The 19,575-nt window shown below is 64.6% G+C and carries 22 protein-coding genes and 1 pseudogene; 12 read left to right on the plus strand and 11 right to left on the minus strand.

Annotated elements, in window-relative coordinates:
- The first annotated feature begins 148 nt into the window (after positions 1-148).
- From IEY82_RS35215 to IEY82_RS35230, 4 genes are all read left to right on the plus strand, one after another.
- Positions 149-364, plus strand: coding sequence for a hypothetical protein (locus IEY82_RS35215; protein ID WP_189128614.1), 216 nt, complete (start codon positions 149-151; stop codon positions 362-364).
- A 642-nt stretch (positions 365-1,006) separates the two neighbouring features.
- Positions 1,007-1,525, plus strand: coding sequence for a hypothetical protein (locus tag IEY82_RS35220; RefSeq protein WP_189128615.1), 519 nt, complete (start codon positions 1,007-1,009; stop codon positions 1,523-1,525).
- 71 nt (positions 1,526-1,596) lie between these two features.
- Positions 1,597-2,055, plus strand: coding sequence for a GNAT family N-acetyltransferase (locus tag IEY82_RS35225; protein ID WP_189128616.1), 459 nt, complete (start codon positions 1,597-1,599; stop codon positions 2,053-2,055).
- Positions 2,056-2,252: 197 nt separating this feature from the next.
- Positions 2,253-2,687 carry a beta/gamma crystallin-related protein gene (locus IEY82_RS35230; protein ID WP_189128617.1) on the plus strand — a complete coding sequence of 145 codons (435 nt, stop codon included), beginning with the start codon at positions 2,253-2,255 and terminating at the stop codon, positions 2,685-2,687.
- Positions 2,688-2,770: 83 nt separating this feature from the next.
- Here IEY82_RS35230 and IEY82_RS35235 read toward each other — a convergent pair whose 3' ends face one another.
- Complete coding sequence (locus tag IEY82_RS35235; protein ID WP_189128618.1) at positions 2,771-3,433, minus strand: TetR/AcrR family transcriptional regulator C-terminal domain-containing protein; 663 nt, start codon at positions 3,431-3,433, stop codon at positions 2,771-2,773.
- A 63-nt stretch (positions 3,434-3,496) separates the two neighbouring features.
- Here IEY82_RS35235 and IEY82_RS35240 point away from each other — a divergent pair, with 63 nt between their 5' ends.
- Both IEY82_RS35240 and IEY82_RS35245 read left to right on the plus strand, forming a co-directional pair.
- Positions 3,497-4,183 carry a DUF998 domain-containing protein gene (locus IEY82_RS35240; RefSeq protein WP_189128619.1) on the plus strand — a complete coding sequence of 229 codons (687 nt, stop codon included), beginning with the start codon at positions 3,497-3,499 and terminating at the stop codon, positions 4,181-4,183.
- Between the two features lie 113 nt (positions 4,184-4,296).
- The gene (locus tag IEY82_RS35245; protein WP_189128620.1) at positions 4,297-4,692 is read left to right on the plus strand and encodes a hypothetical protein; all 396 of its coding nucleotides are present in this window, start codon (positions 4,297-4,299) and stop codon (positions 4,690-4,692) included.
- A 121-nt stretch (positions 4,693-4,813) separates the two neighbouring features.
- On the opposite strand, the gene IEY82_RS35250 is transcribed toward IEY82_RS35245, so the two are convergent.
- Positions 4,814-6,130, minus strand: coding sequence for an McrC family protein (locus IEY82_RS35250; protein WP_189128621.1), 1,317 nt, complete (start codon positions 6,128-6,130; stop codon positions 4,814-4,816).
- Positions 6,127-8,580 carry a DUF8426 domain-containing protein gene (locus IEY82_RS35255; protein WP_189128622.1) on the minus strand — a complete coding sequence of 818 codons (2,454 nt, stop codon included), beginning with the start codon at positions 8,578-8,580 and terminating at the stop codon, positions 6,127-6,129. Before IEY82_RS35255 ends, IEY82_RS35250 begins: the two co-directional genes overlap by 4 nt.
- Before the next feature lie 345 nt (positions 8,581-8,925).
- On the opposite strand from IEY82_RS35255, the gene IEY82_RS35260 reads away from it, so the two are divergent.
- The gene (locus IEY82_RS35260) at positions 8,926-9,786 is read left to right on the plus strand and encodes a DUF8757 domain-containing protein (RefSeq protein WP_189128623.1); all 861 of its coding nucleotides are present in this window, start codon (positions 8,926-8,928) and stop codon (positions 9,784-9,786) included.
- On the opposite strand, the gene IEY82_RS35265 is transcribed toward IEY82_RS35260, so the two are convergent.
- Positions 9,764-10,219, minus strand: a complete 456-nt coding sequence (locus IEY82_RS35265) for a DUF488 domain-containing protein (protein ID WP_189128624.1) — start codon at positions 10,217-10,219, stop codon at positions 9,764-9,766. The genes IEY82_RS35260 and IEY82_RS35265 overlap by 23 nt on opposite strands.
- 173 nt (positions 10,220-10,392) lie before the next feature.
- Between IEY82_RS35265 and IEY82_RS35270 the strand changes: the two genes are divergently transcribed.
- Entirely contained in the window at positions 10,393-11,742 is a 1,350-nt protein-coding gene (locus IEY82_RS35270; protein WP_189128625.1) for a pentapeptide repeat-containing protein, read from the plus strand.
- Positions 11,743-11,744: 2 nt separating this feature from the next.
- Here IEY82_RS35270 and IEY82_RS35275 read toward each other — a convergent pair whose 3' ends face one another.
- The gene (locus tag IEY82_RS35275; protein ID WP_189128626.1) at positions 11,745-12,140 is read right to left on the minus strand and encodes a MerR family transcriptional regulator; all 396 of its coding nucleotides are present in this window, start codon (positions 12,138-12,140) and stop codon (positions 11,745-11,747) included.
- Between the two features lie 49 nt (positions 12,141-12,189).
- Here IEY82_RS35275 and IEY82_RS35280 point away from each other — a divergent pair, with 49 nt between their 5' ends.
- Positions 12,190-13,239 (plus strand): aldo/keto reductase, encoded by a 1,050-nt coding sequence (locus IEY82_RS35280; protein ID WP_189128627.1) that lies wholly within the window; start codon positions 12,190-12,192, stop codon positions 13,237-13,239.
- A 71-nt stretch (positions 13,240-13,310) separates the two neighbouring features.
- Here IEY82_RS35280 and IEY82_RS35285 read toward each other — a convergent pair whose 3' ends face one another.
- From IEY82_RS35285 to IEY82_RS35300, 4 genes are all read right to left on the minus strand, one after another.
- The gene (locus tag IEY82_RS35285) at positions 13,311-13,637 is read right to left on the minus strand and encodes a hypothetical protein (protein WP_189128628.1); all 327 of its coding nucleotides are present in this window, start codon (positions 13,635-13,637) and stop codon (positions 13,311-13,313) included.
- A gap of 400 nt (positions 13,638-14,037) precedes the next feature.
- A complete protein-coding gene (locus tag IEY82_RS35290; RefSeq protein WP_225263914.1) occupies positions 14,038-14,946 on the minus strand; it encodes an HNH endonuclease in 909 nt (302 codons plus the stop codon).
- Between the two features lie 81 nt (positions 14,947-15,027).
- Positions 15,028-15,252 carry a DUF397 domain-containing protein gene (locus IEY82_RS35295; protein WP_189128629.1) on the minus strand — a complete coding sequence of 75 codons (225 nt, stop codon included), beginning with the start codon at positions 15,250-15,252 and terminating at the stop codon, positions 15,028-15,030.
- Positions 15,253-15,265: 13 nt separating this feature from the next.
- Positions 15,266-16,069 carry a helix-turn-helix domain-containing protein gene (locus tag IEY82_RS35300; RefSeq protein WP_225263912.1) on the minus strand — a complete coding sequence of 268 codons (804 nt, stop codon included), beginning with the start codon at positions 16,067-16,069 and terminating at the stop codon, positions 15,266-15,268.
- Between the two features lie 226 nt (positions 16,070-16,295).
- On the opposite strand from IEY82_RS35300, the gene IEY82_RS35305 reads away from it, so the two are divergent.
- From IEY82_RS35305 to IEY82_RS35315, 3 genes and pseudogenes are all read left to right on the plus strand, one after another.
- Positions 16,296-16,742 carry an ATP-binding protein gene (locus tag IEY82_RS35305; RefSeq protein ID WP_189128631.1) on the plus strand — a complete coding sequence of 149 codons (447 nt, stop codon included), beginning with the start codon at positions 16,296-16,298 and terminating at the stop codon, positions 16,740-16,742.
- Positions 16,735-17,088: a hypothetical protein gene (locus IEY82_RS35310; protein ID WP_189128632.1), complete on the plus strand. Its 354-nt coding sequence runs from the start codon at positions 16,735-16,737 to the stop codon at positions 17,086-17,088. Before IEY82_RS35305 ends, IEY82_RS35310 begins: the two co-directional genes overlap by 8 nt.
- A 300-nt stretch (positions 17,089-17,388) precedes the next feature.
- Positions 17,389-17,622: pseudogene (locus IEY82_RS35315) on the plus strand (GNAT family N-acetyltransferase); the annotation flags it as partial.
- Positions 17,623-17,638: 16 nt separating this feature from the next.
- On the opposite strand, the gene IEY82_RS35320 reads toward IEY82_RS35315, so the two are convergent.
- Positions 17,639-18,238, minus strand: coding sequence for a DinB family protein (locus IEY82_RS35320; protein WP_308425897.1), 600 nt, complete (start codon positions 18,236-18,238; stop codon positions 17,639-17,641).
- A gap of 260 nt (positions 18,239-18,498) precedes the next feature.
- Positions 18,499-19,572, minus strand: coding sequence for a hypothetical protein (locus tag IEY82_RS35325; RefSeq protein WP_189128634.1), 1,074 nt, complete (start codon positions 19,570-19,572; stop codon positions 18,499-18,501).
- Positions 19,573-19,575: the final 3 nt, after the last annotated feature.

Genomic DNA, 19,575 nt, shown 5'->3' on the forward strand with positions numbered 1-19,575 from the left:
CAAAGTATCCCAAACGTAATTGGCGGCGACTAATGTAGTCATGGTGCGAAAAACGATCATCACCGCCTTCAGTGCGGCAACTCTCCTGGTCATTTCTGGAGCTCCCGCTTTAGCGTCCGCCGAAAGTCACTCGCATTCTCACTCACTGGTGGCCCCGGCCGGCTGGTGCAAACAGAAGCAGAGCTCGGGCAGGTACTACTACCAGCACAAGAAGCACTGGGACTGCGTCTCGCCCGGCGCCTTCTGCGCCAAAACCCAGCGCAACGCGTACGGATACTCCATGCGGGCTGCCGCCCACACCAAGCGCTACAAGTGCGTCCGATACCCCAGCAACACCTGGCACTGGAAGCCCGTCAAGGCCTAACGCGTCCAGTGCCGCCCGTTCTGTCCGGCCTGCGTGGGACACGGACAACCGGACCAGCGAGGCCGGCGGCCTCAACCTGGCGAATCACGGGGGGCAGGCGCGGGGCAGTACGCCGGGATGACGCACGAACTCCGGAAGAGCGATAACACGCACTCCATTTGTTAGGCCTTGTCACTATGGTGCCCCTGCTTCACACTGAGCAAAATCCGTGACCTGACCAGGAGGCGTCATGCGCAAACTGTTCTTTGTCCTGCTCGCCGCAGTAACCCTCACGGCTCTGCTTGCTGGGCCTGCGTCAGCGGCGTTCATGATCTACTAGCGGCCGTCCACCTGGGGCGGCCGACACCACGCAGCTCAGACCGGCCGCCCCGGCGTGTCGTGGAGAGCGCAGCCAAGCGCTCGCACTTGACCGGGAGCGCGCCGGAGAGCTGGAAGAAGGGTCGAGACCGCCATGGCGGCGACCGCGAACGGGGCCGGGGACCCCGCCGTACGGCGAGGCGCTGCTGAAGATGAGACTCCTCCGGGCCGCCCGGCGGCAATCATCCATACTTTGATGTTCTTTACCGAGAGCCCCGTGGCCAGGCGGACCAAAGAGGGCAGGTAGGCATTAAGGCACTTTTGTTGAATGACGGGTGGTTGGTCGTGAATTTTCCTAGTGCATCGGCTCCGTTGCGGCTGGCCGCCGAAGAGTCCAGTGACTTCATCGGAATCGAGGCACCTGGCTCAGGGCAGGCGATGCTCCTACGCTTGGTGACCTCCGGTCCCGACGGCCAGCGCGGCACCAAGCCGCCGCTGATCCAGCTCAGAGCCGATATGGGACCGCCGGTCACGGTGACCGAATTCCCTGACGCGGAGCCCGTCGTCGACGCCGAGAACCATATCGTGGGCTCCGCCACCTGGATGCGGAGAAACTTCGACGTATATCTCGTACGAGTGTCTCTCGACCGCCCGGGAAGCAACTGGCAGATCCAGGTCGTGAATGACGCCTCAGAAACTCGCACTTTTCAGTTCATCAGCCTCAGTGGCGCGAGAATTTTTGCCGAAGACGGATGGCCGGGTTCCAATGTCTACTGCGGAGACTTCCCGTGCGCTTGCACCCGCCATGAAGGCAGCTTGACAAGTCCGTGCCCTCATTGCGGGCACAAAAGCCCGCAGGGCTGAAGCGTTTTCATGTTGTGAGACCGAGTAGTTGGAGCCCGTCGGTGCGAGCTCAGCCCCATAGCCTCGGACTCATGAACGATCGTGCTCTCGTCCCCGACGACTTCGCCGTCCCTCCATGCCTGGCCACCCCGCAGTTCCGTCTGGAACCCCTGGGACCCCAGCACAACGCCGCCGACCACGCTGCCTGGACCAGCAGCATCGAGCACATCCGCGCGACCCCGGGCTTCCCGGACGGAGATTGGCCCCCCGTGGGTGGCATGACCCTGGAGGCGAACCTCGCCGACCTGCGGCGCCACGCGAACGACTTCGTTCAGCGCCGCGGATTCACCTACACCGTCCTCGATCCGGCCGGTGGCGAGGTGATCGGATGCGTCTACATCTATCCCTCCCGCAGCGACGACCACGACGCTGACGTGTCCTCCTGGGTCCGGGCGGACCGAGCCGAACTGGACGTGCCCCTGTACGAAGCCGTGACAGCGTGGTTGTCCACGCATTGGCCCCTCGGGACGCTCAACTATCACCCGCGCTGAGACCACGTCATCCCGCCGGGAACGAGCCCAGGACGCCGAACGCCCAGCCGGGTGACCACGGGGTCACGATGACGCCGCCCGGCCGCGTCTGCTCCACCCAGGTCGCCTTGGTGGATCGGTTTCGGGTCTCCCGTTCCATGGCGTGGAACGGGATGTCACGCCCTTCTGATGACAGTCACTCTTACAGGGGGTATCTCATGCGTAAGCACCTGCTGGCGATCCTGGCCTCGGCAGCCACCGTGGCGGCACTGACGGCCGCCGCGCCGGCGCAGGCCGGCTCCGCACACGCGGTAATGGTCCTGGGCGGCGGCCAGTCCGCGGTCGGGAGCCTCATAATCGGCCAGAACCAGTCGATGGGCGGCCTCAACTGGACCTTCACCGAGTCCAACCGCGATCTGTCTTCCAGTGGCAGCGAAGACCGGGCCAGTGCCCTCCGCGTAACCGGCGACTCGGCCTGGGTCGTCTACCAGCACGACAACAACGGCGGCCGCGCGTACTGCATCCTTCCAGGCCAGTCCATCAATGACCTCCACCACGCGTGGTGGCAGTTCGGCGACACCATCTCCTCGGTTCAGCGGCTCATCGGCCCGAACTGCTTCAATTTCCCGATGTTCCTGAGTACGACCCTCTGACGGAGAGGCGAACATCACCCGACGGTGGCACTCTGCCCCTGATGTGGCTGCGCTACGGCGGCTCGGCCACCTACTGGGAGGTGTCAGTGGATGGTGGAACGCTGGAGCGCGGTGGCCGTGCCGTCGATCAGGGTGCGAAGGCCGTGGTCGAAGGCTTCGTCTCCGAGCGTGCTGCCGCCTTCGCGGATGGCCAGGAGGAAGGTGGCGTCCATTCCGCGCTCCAGCAGGGCGGCCACCGCCGCGAGCCGCTGTGACGGGTCGTCGGCGCTCTCCTGCCGCTCGGCCTGCTCTCGGAGGACGAAGCCGTTGATGTAGCTGGTGCAGCTCGAGATCGTACGCAGCGCGAGTGCTGGGGTGAATCCGCAGCCGACCAGCGCGGTGAGCTCCTCGTCGAACAGTCTGATCGTCGCCGGGCTCAGGCCGACCGCGTTGGCGACCAGGCGGGCACCGTCGCGGTGCGCGAGCAGCGAGGCGCGGTAGGCGTGGGCTCGGCGGACCAGCCAGTCCTGCCAGCTCTCGCCTTCGCGGGGCGGGCCCATCCCGGCGGCCACGATGATCGCGTCGGCCATGCCGTCGAGTAGCTCCTGCTTGGTGCGGATGTGCCAGTAGAGCGCCGGGGACTTCACGCCCAGCTCGGTGGCGAGCCTGCGTACGGTCAGCCCGTCGAGGCCGACCTGGTCGACCAGGCGAAGCGCTGTCTCGATCAGAGCCTGCCTGCTGAGCGCCGGGCGCTTGGTCTCACTCATCGATTGACAGCTTAGCGGCGCTAAGGCAGCATCAGATGCCTTAGCAACGCTAAGGAGACAGAGATGCGGCTGACCAGGTCCCTCTTGGCATGCGGTGCCGTCGCCGGCCCGCTGTTCATCGCTCTGGTGCTGATCCAGGACTACACGCGTCCCGGCTTCGACCCCCGGCGGCAGCCGCTCAGCCTGCTCAGCTTGGGCGACCTCGGCTGGATTCAGGTCGCCAACTTCGTGGTCACCGGGCTGTTGTACGTCGCGTTCGCGGTGGGGATGCGGCGCGCGCTGCATCCCGGCCGCGGTGGGACGTGGGGGCCATTGCTGATGGGCGCCTTCGGAACCGGACTGGTCATCGCGGGGGTCTTCCGCACCGCCCCTGGGTGGGGCTATCCGCAGGGAGCGCCGACCGGCGTGCCCACCGACGCCGGCGTGAGCCACGTGTTGCACGGCGCCGGCTTCTTCGTGGTGCTGGTCTCGCTGATCGCGGCCTGCTTCGTGTTCGCCCGGCGGTTCGCCGCGCTGGGCGAACGGCGCTGGGCGGTCTTGTGTGCGGTCACCGGGGTGGCACTACCGGCGATCTACGTGCTGTCCGGCGTGCTGTCGGAGCGCGGTGAGCACTCACAGCCCCTGAGCCTCCTGCTTCGCCTCCTGGCCCTGGTGGGCTGGGGCTGGGCTTCGCTCCTGGCGGTACGGCTACGCCGGGAAAGCACGGCCGCATTGGACCAGGCGACCAGCCTGCCATCGAACACACCCTGAGCCTTTTAATCTTGAAGCCGTAGCTCATGACGGGGGGATCCGATGGGCTCAGCGATCATCAGGGCCCTGGCCGAGCTGACCGCAAGCGGTTCGGCACCTGCGATGCTGGAGTCATGACCGACCCCGGACAAGTAGATCTGGATCTGCTCGCCGGACTCGCAACAGAGCTGGATCCGCTCATGCGAGGTGTCCTCGTCAGCGAGGACGTAAGGCAGGCAGGCGACCTCCTCGGTGAGGCGATGTGGCACTGCATGTTGTCGCCCCTACGGTATGCGAGCCATCTCTACGGCATCTGGGCGGAGATCGATGACATTCTCGACAGGTGGCCTCTCGACTACGGGCCGGACACCGATGTCATCGCCCTGCGAGAGTTCAAGCGCGTCGCCGAGGAGTGGCTGAACATGCCGCAGAGGGAAGCCGGCATCAGGGACTACGTGCATCAGTGGAAAGTACGGATGGCGCAGGACAGCTGGCCGGCACCCGGGGGAGTCCACTGGCGGCAACCGTAGCCGCACCCGCCGAAGCCGCGGACTCCTGAGGAGTGGGACGTCGGCGGCCATGGCCTCCAGGTGGTCAACGAGCTGGCTATGATCTGGGGCTACCGCTGGCCCAAGACCGGCGGAAAGATCGTCACAGCTCGGGAGGTATCCCTGAAGTACCGGCTGACGACCGAGTCAGGCCGCCCACTTCATTAAGAAGCTTGTTGAGCAGAGGACGGAGTTTCGGTGTTCCGAGAGCGTCCAGCAAGTGCGGCACGTTGACTCCGACGCAGGTGAGCTTGGCCACGGGAACGCCATCAAGGCGGCGCAAGACGACATGGTCCGGCTCGATGTCGCGATCGCTGGCGAATACGATGTACGCGGTCGGAGGCTCGCTGCCGCCCAACGCCTGGCCGTAGGCGAAGCTCTGGTAAAGATCGGCAGGTGCAGCCGTCCGGTCGGCGTAGAGCTTGTACTTGACGTCGACCGAACGTCGCCAAGCGCTTGGTCCGTGTCCGTGCACGAGCTGGAGGTCCGGGGTGATTGATGCGTAGCTGCGGCCGTCAGGACGGCTGATGCTGCGCGACAGGGGTTCCTGGGCGTGAACGGCGATTCCTGTCTGGCGCGTGGCCTCGCGGAGTAGTCGCGTGACGAAGGCCTCGAACAGGCTGTTCATATCCAGCAGGAACGTCCGGGCGGACGGTCCGCTGCTAGAGAAGAGGCCAGCGAAGCCAGGGGCCTGCAACAGAAGCAGCGCCCATCGATGTGCCAGACGGTAGTGCTCGTTGTGACGGTGATAGGTCAGGCGCTGCACAACCCAACGCGGGTCGAGCCCGTCTGCAGTGCAGACTCCGGCAAAGTCGGTTGCCACGCGGCGCGCTCTTGCCCGGACGGCCTCGTCCCGCGCTGTACGGGCCGCCAAGCGCAGGGCGGCTGCGCACAGCCGGTTGTCCAGGATGCCACTGTCGAACTCGTCGAACTGGCACTCCAGCATGTCGAGTCGACCGAAACGGCGCAGCACTTGCCGATCGTGGAGGAGTCGTCCGCGTAGCGCCGGAAGTGTCTCCTGCCGCCGGAGATAATCGCGTCGCAGCCCGTGCCGTACGAGTGCCTCGCATTCAACCGTTAGCAGCAGGCAGACGAGATCCCGCAGGTCGTATCCCTGGTCTGGGAGATCTCGTAAGCGGTCAACGTTTCGTAGTGCGGACAGTCCGCTCGCGTAGTCGAGCATCCTCAGCACGGATAGCTCGTGCCCGACCAGTTTGGGGCGGACATGGATGGTGACACAGTCGAGGGCGACGATTCCTATGTGGGAGGTTGCTTCGATCTCCAGGTCGCCGCTCGCCAGCCAGCGCAGTTTCACCCGTTTCGTGAGATCCTCCGACTCGGCCGCAGCCCGGTCGGCGGCGCTCGGTTCCAGTCCGGAGATGCTGGTTTTCTCGTACTCGGCCAGGAACGCGGGCCTCACCGGACACCTGCATCCACCTGAAGCTCGGCATAGAGCGCGTCGATCAGTTTCTCGTTACTCAGCTCGTTGAGTCGATGATCAACCACGTCAACGATCTCTGGGCCGAAGAACTTGGCGAGCATGGAGTAGTCGTCATAGACATACTCCTGCAACAGAGGGAGCACTTCGTTACGCACCACAGCTGCCAGCATTGCCTCGTCCTGCAGAGGTCGGCCGTCGGCGAGGAAGAACGAGTGCCCGATCTGGCGCTCTCGACCGAGATCCTTGAGCACTCGGCGGTTGAGCTCGTCGAGCAACTCGCCCAGATCGACCTTGCCCGCACGGGAGCCGTACAACAGGGAACTGTCCGGTAGAAGCTCTTCGAAGGCGAACCGTCGGCGCAGCGCCGAGTCCAGCAGCCGGATACTGCGGTCTGCGGTGTTCATCGTGCCAAGGACGTGCACGTTCGATGGGACGCTGAAGTCCTCGCCGCTCTGTGGAAGGACTACGGTCAGACCACGTTTGTCCTTCTCGAGCAGCGTGATCAACTCTCCGAAGATCTTTGGGATGTCTCCGCGGTTGATCTCGTCGATAAGCAGCAGATACGGCCGACCAGGATCTTGTTCGGCGGCTCGGCAGATGCGTTTGAAGACGCCGTCGACCAACGATAGACGCAGGCCGGAGCCGCCATTCTCAACCGGGCGGAACCCTTCGATAAAGTCCTCGTAACCGAATGCAGGATGGAAAGTCACCTGGGTGAGGTGACCGGCCGACCGCCCATTGCGCTGGGATAGCTTGCTCAGCACCCGTTGCAGGGCAGCGCCGTCCAACGAGGGCTCAGGCGTCAGGCCGAGTTTCTGGGACAGCCACCAGGCAGCGAACCGCAGGCTGGTGTAGGTCTTGCCAGTGCCGGGAGGGCCGAACAGTACGAGCTGGCCTTTGCGCGCGAGGGCCTCGGTTAAGGCCATGAACAGTGGGTCGGCCGGCTGAACCTTTACTGGGTCGGGCTTTATGGTTACTCCGGGCTTTTGGCGGATGCCACGCCACAGGCGGGCGGGTACGTTAGCGACGGTCACCGTCCCCCAGGACTTCTCGGCTTCCGGGAGTGTCTGAGCATATGAAGGGTCCCAGTCCACGGCTACGGCATGCCGGTATTCGGCACGATCATCACGCCAGTGATAGCCGGTTTCGGTCACACGACCAACGGCGAGGATCTCCTGAACGCCCTTGTTGGCTACGATCAGATCTCCTGCTTGCAGCTGGGTCAACCGCCACAGTTCCCTGCCCTTCGCTGTGATCTTCGACCTGTTGTTCTTGTACTCCTGGCCATAAGCGCTTCGGAAGGCTTCCACGAAGTCGTCCTCCGACGTGTACGCAGTGAGGTCCCCGACGTCGTCCCAGCCAACGCAGATGTATCCGCCGTTCAAGCACTCCTGCCAGTACTTCGCTCCTGCCCCAGGTGCGATCTTGACGATGCTGGCGTCCTGCTTGGGATTGTTCCACCAGTACAGGAAGTGCATGATCTCCCTGGGGTGCCATCCGGCAAAGTGGCCGGTCGCGTCGATGAGTTGCTTCAGCATCGCATGGGCTTCGAACGGTTCCAGTTTCGAAGTGTCCTCATCAGACAGCAGGGAAATGAAGTGACGAACGTAGTCTCGTGCATAGATCGGCAGCATGTGGTCCGGGAAGTAGACGTACAGAGTCTTCGCTGTCAGGCTCGGGCCAGAACGGAGTGCCTCGATGCCGTCGACCGCCGCGACCTGGCCGTTCTCCACTGATGAGAACGCCTCCAGAAACCCCTGACGCAAGTGCACCCACGCCTGCTGCTCGTCGGCGAAGGCGCGATCGTGATACCAGAGCTGGTCCTTCTTCTGCCTGAAGATCATGTGCTTACGGGCGCTGCCGCCACCGATGCCGCCCAGCTCGCGTGTGCCGTACTCCATTAAGTAGCAGAAGGTGCTCTTGTAATCGGAGACCCCGAGGGCGTAGCGATCAAGAGGCATATCAGTCCAGGCTGAAAGAGGGAAGTCGTGGTGGACCTTCTCGATCTCCGCGTTGGCCTTGGCGACCTCATCTGCTAGGGAAGAGCGGTCGAACTCGGCGAGCGCCTCGGTTAAGGTCATGCGAACAGGGCGACCATCATTGGTCACCGAGACCTCTTTGAGAACGCAGTCGTCGCAGGCGTCGATGATTGGTCTTCCTGCGCCGTTGAGCAGCCCGTTTACCTGGGCGAATTTCCGGCGACCGTCGTGGTCGTTCGACGGAGCGGCGTCTATAAGGCGCCGCCAGGTGAGGCGGTCGGGGTCTTCGTAGAACCGCCAGGTGGACTGGTCGCCACCGCTCAGGTGCTGACAGTCCTCGTTGTGATGGATGTCTTTGCCGGTCTTCGAACAGATGACTGTGCCTGTGGATGGCGTCAGCCTGAAGAATTTGCCCTCATATTTGATGGTTTCGGAAATTTTGTCAGACATCCGTTGGCTCCGTGTCGGGGGTGGACCACCAGGCGCCGACGATGCTGTGGTCCTTGGCGTGACGGACCGAATGATGGTTTGCGGCGCTCTGTAATACCTATATCACCGAACGAGGACATCTAGTGGTCGCTCGTTGGCGCACTCCTCAACCCAGCGATCTTGTCCCCTCCAGCCGGACTGATCAGCGTTGCAACGATGTGACGAGTCCACAATCTCCGTCACTCGCGGCACACATGCTGAATGTTCGAAAGTGGAACCTGATTACCTCTCTTAAACACACGCTTTGCAGTTACGCTTCGGGGGCGGCTCGGGAGCCGCAAGGTCATTCAGAACAAAGGATCCATAGTGGGGCAACACTCTCTCTTCGGTCCGGAGCTTGGAACGAGCCAACCCAAGCCGGTCGGGCCTGACTATCAGCGGCTTCGAGTGTTGATCACTGTGAAGGCCGCGCCGAACCCTTCCGAAACTTACGGTGAGACGGTATGCGTCGCCGCTCTAAGTCTTGATCTTGACAATCCGGGTTGGATGCGGCTCTATCCGATCAACTTTCGCGAGCTGGACGGGGATAGCAAGTTCAAGAAATACGACATCGTCCTGGTGGACGCCAAGCCGAACACGAGTGATCCACGGGCAGAGAGCTGGCGCCCTCGCGCGGACAGTTTCGTGGTAGAGGCGCAGATCAAAGGCTGGGATAGGCGCATGTCCTACGTCGATGACTACGTCGAGGAATCGATGTGCGATCTCATCAACGCCGTTCGGGACCGACCAAGTGCCCGCTCGCTGGCGGCAATCCGGCCAAGGGAGATCCTCAAGTTGGACATCAGGCCCCACCCCGGCTGGACACCTGAGGAACAAGCGAAGATCGACCGATATGTACAACAGCTTGATCTTTTGGACACGGGACCTCGTACTGCCTTGCAGGCTCCCCGTTTCAAAGCGTGGTACCAGTACCGATGTCACTCGGCCACCTGCAAAACGCATCGTCAAGGCATCTACGACTGGGAGCTTGTAGCCCTGCAGCGTCGATTCACCGACCGTGACGACGAAGGTCTGAAGCGGCTCATTCGGGAGAAATTCTGGGACATGATGTGCTCGCCGAAGCGTGACACGATCTTCTATGTCGGCAACCAGCAAGCGCACCCACAGAGCTTCATCGTCCTGGGTGTTGTCTACCCTGAACGTCCTACGCTGAGATCGCGAAGCTGAACTGTTCGTGAATCGCTTCCAAGACCAAGTCCCGATGGCAGCGGGACTCATCAGCCTCGAAGCACATCACCGCCACACGCTGATTTCGGGCAGCGAAGGCGATCCGCTCCAGACAGGTACGAGCGTGGTCATCATGCAGGGTTTGAGCGTAGAAGCCGCGAGCGGCTCCTAGCTCTGCGGGGCTACCGCCGAACCCTGGACGGTTCCATTTCGGATTGCCCAATTCGCGCATGTGCTCATAGGCGATCTCGGCGTCGGCCAAGGCGGTGGATAGGGCCGTCTTGCTGAACCCACGCTTGCGGGAGATCGGATTGAGACGCACATCGACCAGCCTCGCCACGCCCTCGCCGCGTAGCTGCCGGATGAACTCATCGAGGTCGCGTCCTTCGTAGCCGACGCCGACCACTCCAGCTGACTGATCGTTTGTAGACATGCCCTGCACTCTTCCACGCCTGGTCGCAGTCGTCACCTTGTTCGTGGAACACGCCGTAGCGATTCGATTCCCTTCATCAGGCTCGCCCGGATGAGCGGTGAAGTCGAATCGATCACCAAAATGGCCGTACGAACAGCGTGGCCAGAGGCGACGGTTTCCGGCACCTTTGTGGGATGAAACCCGCCACGATCACCGTCGCTGTGAGCGGACTGCTGCTGACCCTGTCGATCGGCTGGATACTCGGGCCAGGTGCGCCCTGGTGGCTGACGCACGTCGACGGGGTGCACGGGCTGCAGGGGGACCAGCTCGCGGCGGCGCTGGACGCGATCAGAGGCCGAGCACTGGCGGTCGGCACCGGTCTGGCCGCGCTGGTGGCTGTCTTCTACACCGCGCGCAACGCCGACACCGCGCGGCGCACGTTCCAGCTCGGCCAACGCGGCCACGACACCGACAGGTACGGCAAGGCCGCCGAACAACTGGGCCATGTCCAAGCCCCCGTACGGCTGGCCGGCCTCTACGCCCTGGAGCAACTGGCCCAGAACACGCCTCTACTACGGCAGACGATCGTGGACGTGATCTGCGCGTACCTGCGCATGCCCTACCACGAGCCCTTACCAGGGGACCGGCACACCAGGATCCGGGCCGCGCAACGAACCGCTCGCGCCCGCGTGCCCGCCGAGCGTCCGGCCGGTCGGGACGCACGGGAGGAACGGGAGGTACGCCTCACCGCGCAACGCATCCTGGCCGACCACCTCCGCTACCGGGAGCCGCCGAAGACACGATGGTGGAGAGCGGCCGATCCCGATCCCCGGTTCTGGCCCGGCATCCGACTCGACCTGACCGGCGCTGTCCTGTGCGACGCCAACTTCGTGAGCTGCCGCATCGCGGAGGCCACGTTCACCGGGGCCACCTTCAACGGCGACGCGAAGTTCGGCGGAGTGGTCTTCACCGGCGCGGCCCACTTCGACACGGCCTCCTTCACCGGCGACGCCGAATTCGGCGAGGCGAGATTTCTCGGCGCGGCGGAGTTCACCTCGGCGACCTTCCGGGGCGCGGCCAGATTCGGCGGGGCCGCCTTCGAGCGCGGCGCAAACTTCGGGTTCGCCTCCTTCGAGGGGCAGGCGGGCTTCAGCGAGGTGGTCTTCGGGGGGCACGCCTCGTTCGGCATCGTGAACTTCGGGGGCAACGCCAGGTTCACTGGGGCGATCTTCCACGGCAACGCCGGGTTCGCGGCGGCCACGTTCACCGGTCTGTCCGGGTTCGTCGAGGCCGCCTTCCACCAGCAGGCGATGTTCAAGGGCGCGACCTTCACCAGCGCCACCTCGTTCGACCGGGCCACGTTCGACGGGCCGGCCGATTTCGCGTACACGCATGGGGCCGAACACGTGCGGCTGCACGAAGCATCCGTGGCCCGCCCCGCCGACACCCACCGGTGGCCGCCCGGATGGAGGCTGGAGAGCGAACCGAACGGCCACGCCGTGCTGAGCGCCGTCGGCCCAGGCGGGTCTGCTTACCCCCGATAAGCTCAGGGCGCACAGTCTGGGACGTTGTCCCGTAAACCCAGACGGCCCTCGTAGATGGCCACCTTGTGGGTGATCAGCTTGAGGCACTCGTCGAGGTCGTGCATCTGGGCGAGCACCCGTTCCCGATGTCCGCGCAACACCTCCAGCCGTTCCACTTCATTGCCCTGGCCCGCTCTGACGAGTTCGGTGTAGCGGCGGATGTCGGGCAGGGGCATGCCGGAGGCCCGTAGCCGGATGCACACGCCGAGCCAGTCGACGTCATCCTGGTTGTAGACCCGGTGCCCTGCGGTTCCCCGCCGTACCGGCTGGGTCAGCAGCCCCTCCCGCTCGTAGAACCGGAGTGTGTGCACGCTGAGCCCGGTGCGTTCGGCGACCTGGCCGATGCTCAAACCCGACATGGGGCCCAGTTTGACCTAGAGTCGGCTCTAGCTTCTACGGTTCCGAAGCATGAGATATCGCATCCTCGGCGGCACTGGCATCGAGGTCAGCACCCACTGCCTCGGCACCATGATGTTCGGCTCGGCCGGTAACCCCGACCACGATGACAGCATCCGCATCATCCACACCGCCCTCGACCACGGGATCAACTTCGTTGACACCGCCGACATGTACTCGGCGGGCGAGTCCGAGGAGATCGTGGGCAAGGCGCTGCAGGGCCGGCGAGACGAGGTGGTGCTGTCGACCAAGGTGCACTTCCAGATGGGGGAGGGGCCCAACCGAAGCGGCAACTCGCGGCGTTGGATCATGCGCGAGGTCGAGGCGAGTCTCAAGCGGCTGCGCACCGACTGGATCGACCTCTACCAGATCCACCGCCCCGACCACCGGACCGACATCGAAGAGACCCTCTCCGCACTGACCGATCTGGTACGGCAGGGCAAGATCCGGGCCTTCGGCAGCTCGGCCTTCCCGGCGCACGAGACCGTTGAGGCCTACCACGTGGCCCGGCAGCGCGGCTTGTACCGGTTCCGCACCGAGCAGCCGCCGTACAACATCCTGGCCCGCGGCATCGAGGGCGACGTCCTTCCCACGGCGCAGCGGCTCGGCATGGGCGTGCTCACCTACAGCCCGCTGGGCTGGGGGTTCCTGACCGGCCGTTACCGCAAGGGGCAGCAGGCCGACATGACGCGGGGCCGCGCCGCGCTCGCGCCAGAACGGTTCGACCCGTCCATCCCGGTCAACGCGGCCAAGCTGGAGATCGTCGAGGAGCTGGTGAAACTGGCGGACGAGCTCGGCTGCACCCTGCCGGAGCTGGCCGTCGCCTTCGTCGCGGCACATCCGGCGGTCACCTCGGTCATCCTGGGCCCGCGCACGATGGAGCAGCTGGAGGGCTTGCTGAAGGGCGCCTCGCTGGTGCTCGACGACACCGTGCTCGACCGGATCGACGAACTCGTGCCGCCCGGCACCAACGTCTACCACCCGGTCGGTCTCTGGAGCCCCGCACCCCTGACCGACCCCGCACTGCGCCGCCGCCCGCTCGGCGACCGCGCCGCGAGCTGACCAGAGATCATCTGGCACGTTCATGCCCGCCGGCCTGAGGCAGGCTGTCCCGGCTGCGCGCCGTAGGGGGTTCAGCCGCAGGTGAAGCCTTCGGTTGCGGCGCGACAGAAGTCGCGGAACGTCCGTAGCCACTCGGTGCTCGCCGAGTAGTTGCGGTCCAGGTCGGCGCGGTGGAACTGGTGGGTGTCGGGGTCGGTGGTGACCGTTCCGTCCAGCCGGACGCGGCCGTCGGCGGGCAGGCCGTTCAGGTAGGTGTCGAGGAAGTCCGCGATCCGGGCGGCCTCTTGGGCGGTGATCGGCATGTGACCATTGACGCCGAGCATGGTCGTGGTGTCGGGGTCGAGGACCTTGCCGTCTTCCAGCAAGGCCAGGGTGGGGCGCCAGGTCCAGGCGTTCACGTTCAGCCGAGCACCGTCAGGCGACTCCAGGGTCCAGCTCAGGTTCGTCCCTCTCTGAGATCAGTCGTTTGGCGCTGGAGGATATCTCTGTTGGCGATGGCCCTCACCTCCTGCATAGCGGGGAGGCAGGGCCTGATCGACTTCGCTGGCCTGGCCCACTTGGAAACGGGGACTTTCAGCAGCGCCACTTCGTTCGACCGTGGCCACGTTCATCGGACCAGCCGATTTCGCGTACACGCATGGGCTAAGCGCGTGCGACTGTACGAAGCGTCGAGGGCCCGCCCGCCGATACCCATCGGTGCCGGGTGGCGATGGAAGCGAACAGGCGCCGCCGTGCCACACCAAGGTTCGGTTCCCTCAACTGCTAACGGTCTTTAGGATTCGATCCCGTCTTGGCTGCCTATCCGGCGGCGCGGAACCGCTCGTAACGCTCCTCTAGAAGATTGTGGTCTGGGCGGTCCATACGTCGGCGCGGGAGCGTAAGGCGAAGATCATGCATTGCTTGAAGGCCATACCTCAACATGGGTCCGTCGCGCTCTTCCAAGATGTCAGACCGTACCTCGATGACGTAGTCCGGCCGTACGCCGAGGATATTCTCGTCGTACGCTGCATGGTGGATCTTGCAGAGGGCCATGCCGTTGGAAATGGCCGGCACGCCGTGGGTTTCGCGGTCGGGGATGATATGGGCGGCGTCCAGGAGCGAGCGGTGGCGCAGATGACACATGGCGCAGCTTGTCTCGTACGCTTGGATCACTCGTTGCCGGAAGACCGGCTGGTGCAGACGTTGCTTGGTGATTCGTTCGGAATAGCCGCGTTCGATCAGGCTTACCGGGCCATCGATCCGGAGATGTCGCTGGGCCTCGTCTAGCGCGACGGCGACCTGAGACTGCTCCACCTCGACGGCGACGATCCACACGGGGAAGAACGGCAGATAGAGACCCTGCCTGATGCCGAAGAACCACATCAGCGGAAGTCTGAGCTCGAAGGCACGCTGCAGCCCGACGTTCGTGTAGTGCTCGCGATTGCCCTGGAACTTGTATCGCAGCAGCCCGTCCCCGCCCACGGCGTCCTCGTAAGGGGCTCGCGCGCCATCGGAGGTGTAGGTCGTAAGGATCGATAGCGCGGCGGTCATCCCCTGCGGTTTCCGGATGCCCAACTGGTTGTCGATCAGTGGGAATGGCCGCCCCTCGAACTGGAAGCTGAGCAGTTCACCACGTGGTACGACGGGGTCTTCGGGCGTGCAACGCTGCCGAAGCCAAGCCATGGCCGCTGCGCGTACACGGCCGTCCAAGTCGTTGCCCAGGGACATGATCACATGTGTTTCTACACCCGCGGCGGCTCTCTCCGCTAGGGAGTCGAGCGGAAGTGTTGGCTGGCATTCGTGGACGCGCTACACCGAGGTGTGTGGCTCGAATTCTCCTTCCTTGGCGCCTCGTATAAAGGCGTTCCACTCGCCTGCGGTGAAAGTCAGCACTGGTCCAGTCGGATCCTTGCTATCCCGTACGGCGACGTGACCGCCACCCAAGAATGCGACCTGAACGCATTGGCCGTTCGATCCGCTGAAGCTGCTGGTGCGCCACTTGGCACGGGAAAGGTCGACTTCCTGACCTGTCACCCCGCACCTCCTCTCACTCCGTATCGACAAGCAAGCGGGCTATGAGATGCCGGGACTCTGTCGGGCTGGCTGCGACAGTCTGAAGCTGCTCGAATATCAGGTTATATCGCCGCAGGTCTTTCTCGCTCTCCAGGAACAGATCCGCCGCACTCGTCTCGATGTAGACCACATCGTGCACACCCTCGGCGAACTGGAGGATGACGAACGAGCCGTGCATCCCCGGATGGACGCCGACCTCGTAGGGGATCACCTGCAACGTCACCTGAGGTTGATCGCTGACGTCGATCAGCTGCTGCAATTGCTGGCGCATGACCTTGGGGCCGCCAACCTGGCGATGCAGCACCGCTTCGTCGATGATCGTCCAGAGATTCAGCGAAGGATCGCGCCGAGCCTGGCGCGTCATGCGTGCTACGACCCGGCTTTCGACCTCTTGCGATGGGAGCTCTGGATCGCCGCCGGGGATTGCGGCTCGCGCGTACGCCTCAGTCTGCAGCAAGCCGGGCACGAATGAGGACTCGTAGTTCAGGAGCCCCTTCGCCTCGCTCTCGAATCCGATGTACGTGGCGTACTGGCCAGGCAAGCTTTCAGTAGTGCCGTGGAGCCAGCTCTCCTCCTTGGCCAGCCTGAGGATCGCGACCAGCTCGTCCTGACGGGCGGTAGGCACGCCGTACACGTCGAGAAGCGCTCGAAGCGTCCTGACCTGCGGTTTCGCCTGTGCCGTCTCGATGCGGTAGAGGGTCGCGCGGTTGATGTCCGTCGCGTCGGCCACCTGCTCGCGGGACAAGCCCGTGCGTTCTCTGAGCTGTCGCAACTCCATCGCGAGGCGCCTCAAGCGGGCCGTGGGTGCCTGTCTCGGTGGAGGCATGCGGCAAAGAGTAGCGGAGAGTTCCTTACCGATGCGACGCAACGTGTTGCATCGGCAGCAGAGCGTATGCATCATGGTGCGTAATCAAGTCATCACAGAATGCTGTCGAGATAACTGATCCGGCTTGTCGACGACATGGCCGTGCATGCGTCGCCGTACCACAGCAAGGGGTAGTGCGATGGAGGAGCGGTTTCTAGGAGAGCTCGTCTTGCCAGGAAACGCGAGATCGGTGCCGCTGGCTCGTCACTGCGTGAGGGAGATCCTCAAGGCGGCAGGCCACCAGGATGTGGACGACGTGCAACTGCTGGTGAGCGAGCTGGTCAGCAACGCGGTTCTGCATACCGCCTCACAGCTGGGCGGCGGGCGGATCACTCTGGTGATCGCCGATGTGGGGCCGGAAATGGTCCACGTCGAGGTGATCGACGAAGGGGCCGGCACGGTGCCGCGACCTCGGGTCTCGGACTTCGACGATTGCACCGGGCGAGGGCTGTGGTTGGTCTCCCAGCTTTCCGCCAAGTGGGGTGTACGGACATCAGGTCTGGCGCGCGGCGCGGTTTGGGTGGACGTATCCACGGCGCATGTAGAGCCCGCTGCGGCTGATGCGGGAGGGCTCGGACATGGATGAGATCACGGCGAGCCAGGCGGTTCGGGTGCTCGCGGCGAGGCTGCCGAACTGGACCATCTGGTACGGCCGGCACACCGGCCATTTCTGGGCCCTGCTCAAGCATCGTCCCGGCCTCCAGGCCCTCCACGCCGAAGCGCCGACCGCGGCGGAGTTGGAGGGTAAGGCCGTCGAGGCCGAGCGGTGGTTGCCGCGACCGGCCCTGGTCCGGCCGGTGCCCAGGCTGCCGATGGGGGTCGCTCCGGTCGAGGACGTTCTCGTCGCACGGGCTCCCGGCGGCTTCCTGGGCGACACGGGTTCGACTGCCTCAGAAAACCTGGGCGACACGGGGCCGACTGCGTCAGGATAAAAGGATTTGACCAGGTGATCGCGTCTGGGATAGAACGTCCTGCGATTCTCGGCCGACGTACGGCCGGAACTGCTTCGACGAGAGGAGGGATAAGCCGATGCGTGCCATGACCATCGTGCCGGTCCTTCCCGGGGTGCCGCGAAAGCACTGATCCCGGAGTGGCCAGGCACGCCTTCACCGAAGGACAGTGCCTTGCCTCAGAACGACCTGATCATGCGCCCGATCGCCGGGCGTGCGGAACTCGACCTCTTCAACCGCCTGCCGTACGTGCTCAACCATGAGTTCGCGGAGCCGTGCTCGATCCCGGCCCGGAACAACTACAACCCGATCATCGCGTACCTCGGCGTCGTGCCCGCGCACCGAGGGAACGGCCACATCGACGACCTGCTCGCCGAGGGGACCCGGACCCTCGCCGCGCACGACGTCCCGAGGATCCGGGCGTCCACGGACGTCGGCAACGTTCCCATGGCGCGGGCGTTCGAGCGGGCCGGATACGTCGACTTCCAGCGTGAGATCAACCTGGTCTGGAGCTGATCCGAGCGCGGTGGGATCAGTGCTGATCGGCTTCGCGTGCCGCCCGCTCCACCCGGCCCCGATACTCCTCCCACCACGCCTGGTCGCCCTCAGGCAGGTTGTCGTTCTCCTTGCGCAGCCCGGCGGCCCCGTCGATGAGTTCGCGGACGATGTCGGCGTGGCCGGCGTGCCGGTTGGTCTCGGCGATCATGTGGATCAGGATGAGGTGCAGCGTCACCTGGCGCCGGCCTTCCCTCCACCACGGCACGTGGCCGATCGCGTCCACCGCGAGCGCGTCGATCGTCGCGTCCGCGTGGGCCCACGCCCGGTGGTAGAGCCCGATGACGTCCTCGCGTGACTCGTCGGCGGTCGCCCACATGTCCGCGTTGGGCTCGGCGCCCTCCTCGAACCAGGGCAGCGGCTCGCCGGACGGCCGTCCGAAGGTCTCGCCGAAGTAGCCGAACTCCACGCTGGCGACGTGCTTGACCAGCCCCAGCAGGTTGGTGCCGGTGGGGGTCAGCGGACGCCGGATGTCGTACTCCGAGAGCCCGTCGAGCTTCCACAACAGGGCTTCACGAGCAGTTTGCAGATAACGGTGAAGTTCTGCTTTTGGGTCCCATTCGGTCATGCGGGACATTTTCGCAGCTATTAGGACCGCCCTGCTACTGACATGTGCTCAGGGTCGCCTTGGAGGACGACCCTGAGCACGTGTCGAGGTCAGCCCAGTTTGGCGGTGATGGCTCTGGTCATCGCGTCGAGGCCGATCAGTGCGTTTCGCCTCTCCGCAAGCCCTGCGGCGAGGATGTTGCCGATCGTTAGTGCCGGCATGGAAACATCGTCAACAACGAAGACGAAGTTCGTGCGCGTTGCCCCACGGCCGGGGCGGGAACCGTCTCGCTATACGGGGATGACCCTGGGGAGGCGTGGGCCGTCATACCAGCCGGGCTTGTGCTTGCGCAGCAGTGCCTCGCCGTCGTTCTCCCAGGAGAAACGCGGCTTCTTGAGCAGCTTGCGGAAGACCTCGCTCGCCTTGCCGGGGTCCTCCGCGGCCAGCCGCCGCAGTATGCCGGGGCTGACGTCGTCGCCGCGCAGATATCCGCTGACCACCTCGCGATAGCGGCCCCGGACGACGAGCGCCGGGCTGGCGAAGACCTCCTGCAGCAGGTCGAAGTCCGGGTGGAACCCGAGACCGGCCTCCTCGTCGAAGACGATCGCGACCGTCCCCATCTCGGCGAAGCCAGGATCGGGCAGCTCAGGGTCCGTCCACGGGCCGCCCTTGCTGCCGGCCCGCTCGTAGTCGTGCCGGTAGAAGGCGAGCATCTTCTCCTTCACCTCGGCTCCCGGCACGACGATCAGATCGCTGCCGTAGAGGTCGACGAAGGATGCGCGTTGGGCGGCCTGAAGCTCGCGGGCCTGGGCGAGCTTCTCAGGGTTGCGGAAGACCAGCTTCGGGCTCCGCAGCTGCAGGTCTCGTACGCCGGCGAGGGCGGTGGAGGCGTCCTCGGCGGGGAAGGCCATCGACGCGCCGCTGATCATCCAGTCGTCGCCGACGGGGACGATGCCGCCGATCATGACGACGCCCGGCGTGAGCTGTTCGACGCCCGCAGGGCCCATGTTGGAGCGGATCCGGTAGGTCAGCTCGTCGATGTGGTTGACGGCAACGAAGCCGTCATCGCCGTACGGCTCCTTGATCTCGAAGACGCCCTGTACGTAGTCCGTCCACGAGAGCACGAGCGCCCGGTCGTCGCCCGTGAGGGTTTCGGCGAAGAGCTCGACCACGGTCTGCCCGCCGTCGAGCCGCTGGGTGAAGATGAACGCGTCCAGGGCCGCCGAGAAGGTCATCTCGTCGTTGACGACGCCGCCAGGGAACGCCTCCAGAATCGCTTCCCTGCTGGCCCGGTGAAACCGAGGCGACTGCGCGTACTGCGACAGCTCGCCCTTCAGATCCCCGGCACGCTGCATCGCGTCCATGAC

Origin of the sequence: Nonomuraea cavernae, assembly GCF_014646355.1 — a bacterium.
Lineage (GTDB): Bacteria > Actinomycetota > Actinomycetes > Streptosporangiales > Streptosporangiaceae > Nonomuraea > Nonomuraea cavernae.

Coding starts and splice junctions, on each gene's coding strand:
- IEY82_RS35225 (WP_189128616.1), top strand. CDS start 1,597: ATGAACGATCGTGCTCTCGTCCCCGACGACTTCGCCGTCCCTCCATGC.
- IEY82_RS35230 (WP_189128617.1), top strand. CDS start 2,253: ATGCGTAAGCACCTGCTGGCGATCCTGGCCTCGGCAGCCACCGTGGCG.
- IEY82_RS35235 (WP_189128618.1), bottom strand. CDS start 3,433: ATGAGTGAGACCAAGCGCCCGGCGCTCAGCAGGCAGGCTCTGATCGAG.
- IEY82_RS35240 (WP_189128619.1), top strand. CDS start 3,497: ATGCGGCTGACCAGGTCCCTCTTGGCATGCGGTGCCGTCGCCGGCCCG.
- IEY82_RS35245 (WP_189128620.1), top strand. CDS start 4,297: ATGACCGACCCCGGACAAGTAGATCTGGATCTGCTCGCCGGACTCGCA.
- IEY82_RS35255 (WP_189128622.1), bottom strand. CDS start 8,580: ATGTCTGACAAAATTTCCGAAACCATCAAATATGAGGGCAAATTCTTC.
- IEY82_RS35265 (WP_189128624.1), bottom strand. CDS start 10,219: ATGTCTACAAACGATCAGTCAGCTGGAGTGGTCGGCGTCGGCTACGAA.
- IEY82_RS35270 (WP_189128625.1), top strand. CDS start 10,393: ATGAAACCCGCCACGATCACCGTCGCTGTGAGCGGACTGCTGCTGACC.
- IEY82_RS35275 (WP_189128626.1), bottom strand. CDS start 12,140: ATGTCGGGTTTGAGCATCGGCCAGGTCGCCGAACGCACCGGGCTCAGC.
- IEY82_RS35280 (WP_189128627.1), top strand. CDS start 12,190: ATGAGATATCGCATCCTCGGCGGCACTGGCATCGAGGTCAGCACCCAC.
- IEY82_RS35290 (WP_225263914.1), bottom strand. CDS start 14,946: ATGTCCCTGGGCAACGACTTGGACGGCCGTGTACGCGCAGCGGCCATG.
- IEY82_RS35300 (WP_225263912.1), bottom strand. CDS start 16,069: ATGGAGTTGCGACAGCTCAGAGAACGCACGGGCTTGTCCCGCGAGCAG.
- IEY82_RS35305 (WP_189128631.1), top strand. CDS start 16,296: ATGGAGGAGCGGTTTCTAGGAGAGCTCGTCTTGCCAGGAAACGCGAGA.
- IEY82_RS35310 (WP_189128632.1), top strand. CDS start 16,735: ATGGATGAGATCACGGCGAGCCAGGCGGTTCGGGTGCTCGCGGCGAGG.
- IEY82_RS35320 (WP_308425897.1), bottom strand. CDS start 18,238: ATGTCCCGCATGACCGAATGGGACCCAAAAGCAGAACTTCACCGTTAT.
- IEY82_RS35325 (WP_189128634.1), bottom strand. CDS start 19,572: ATGGACGCGATGCAGCGTGCCGGGGATCTGAAGGGCGAGCTGTCGCAG.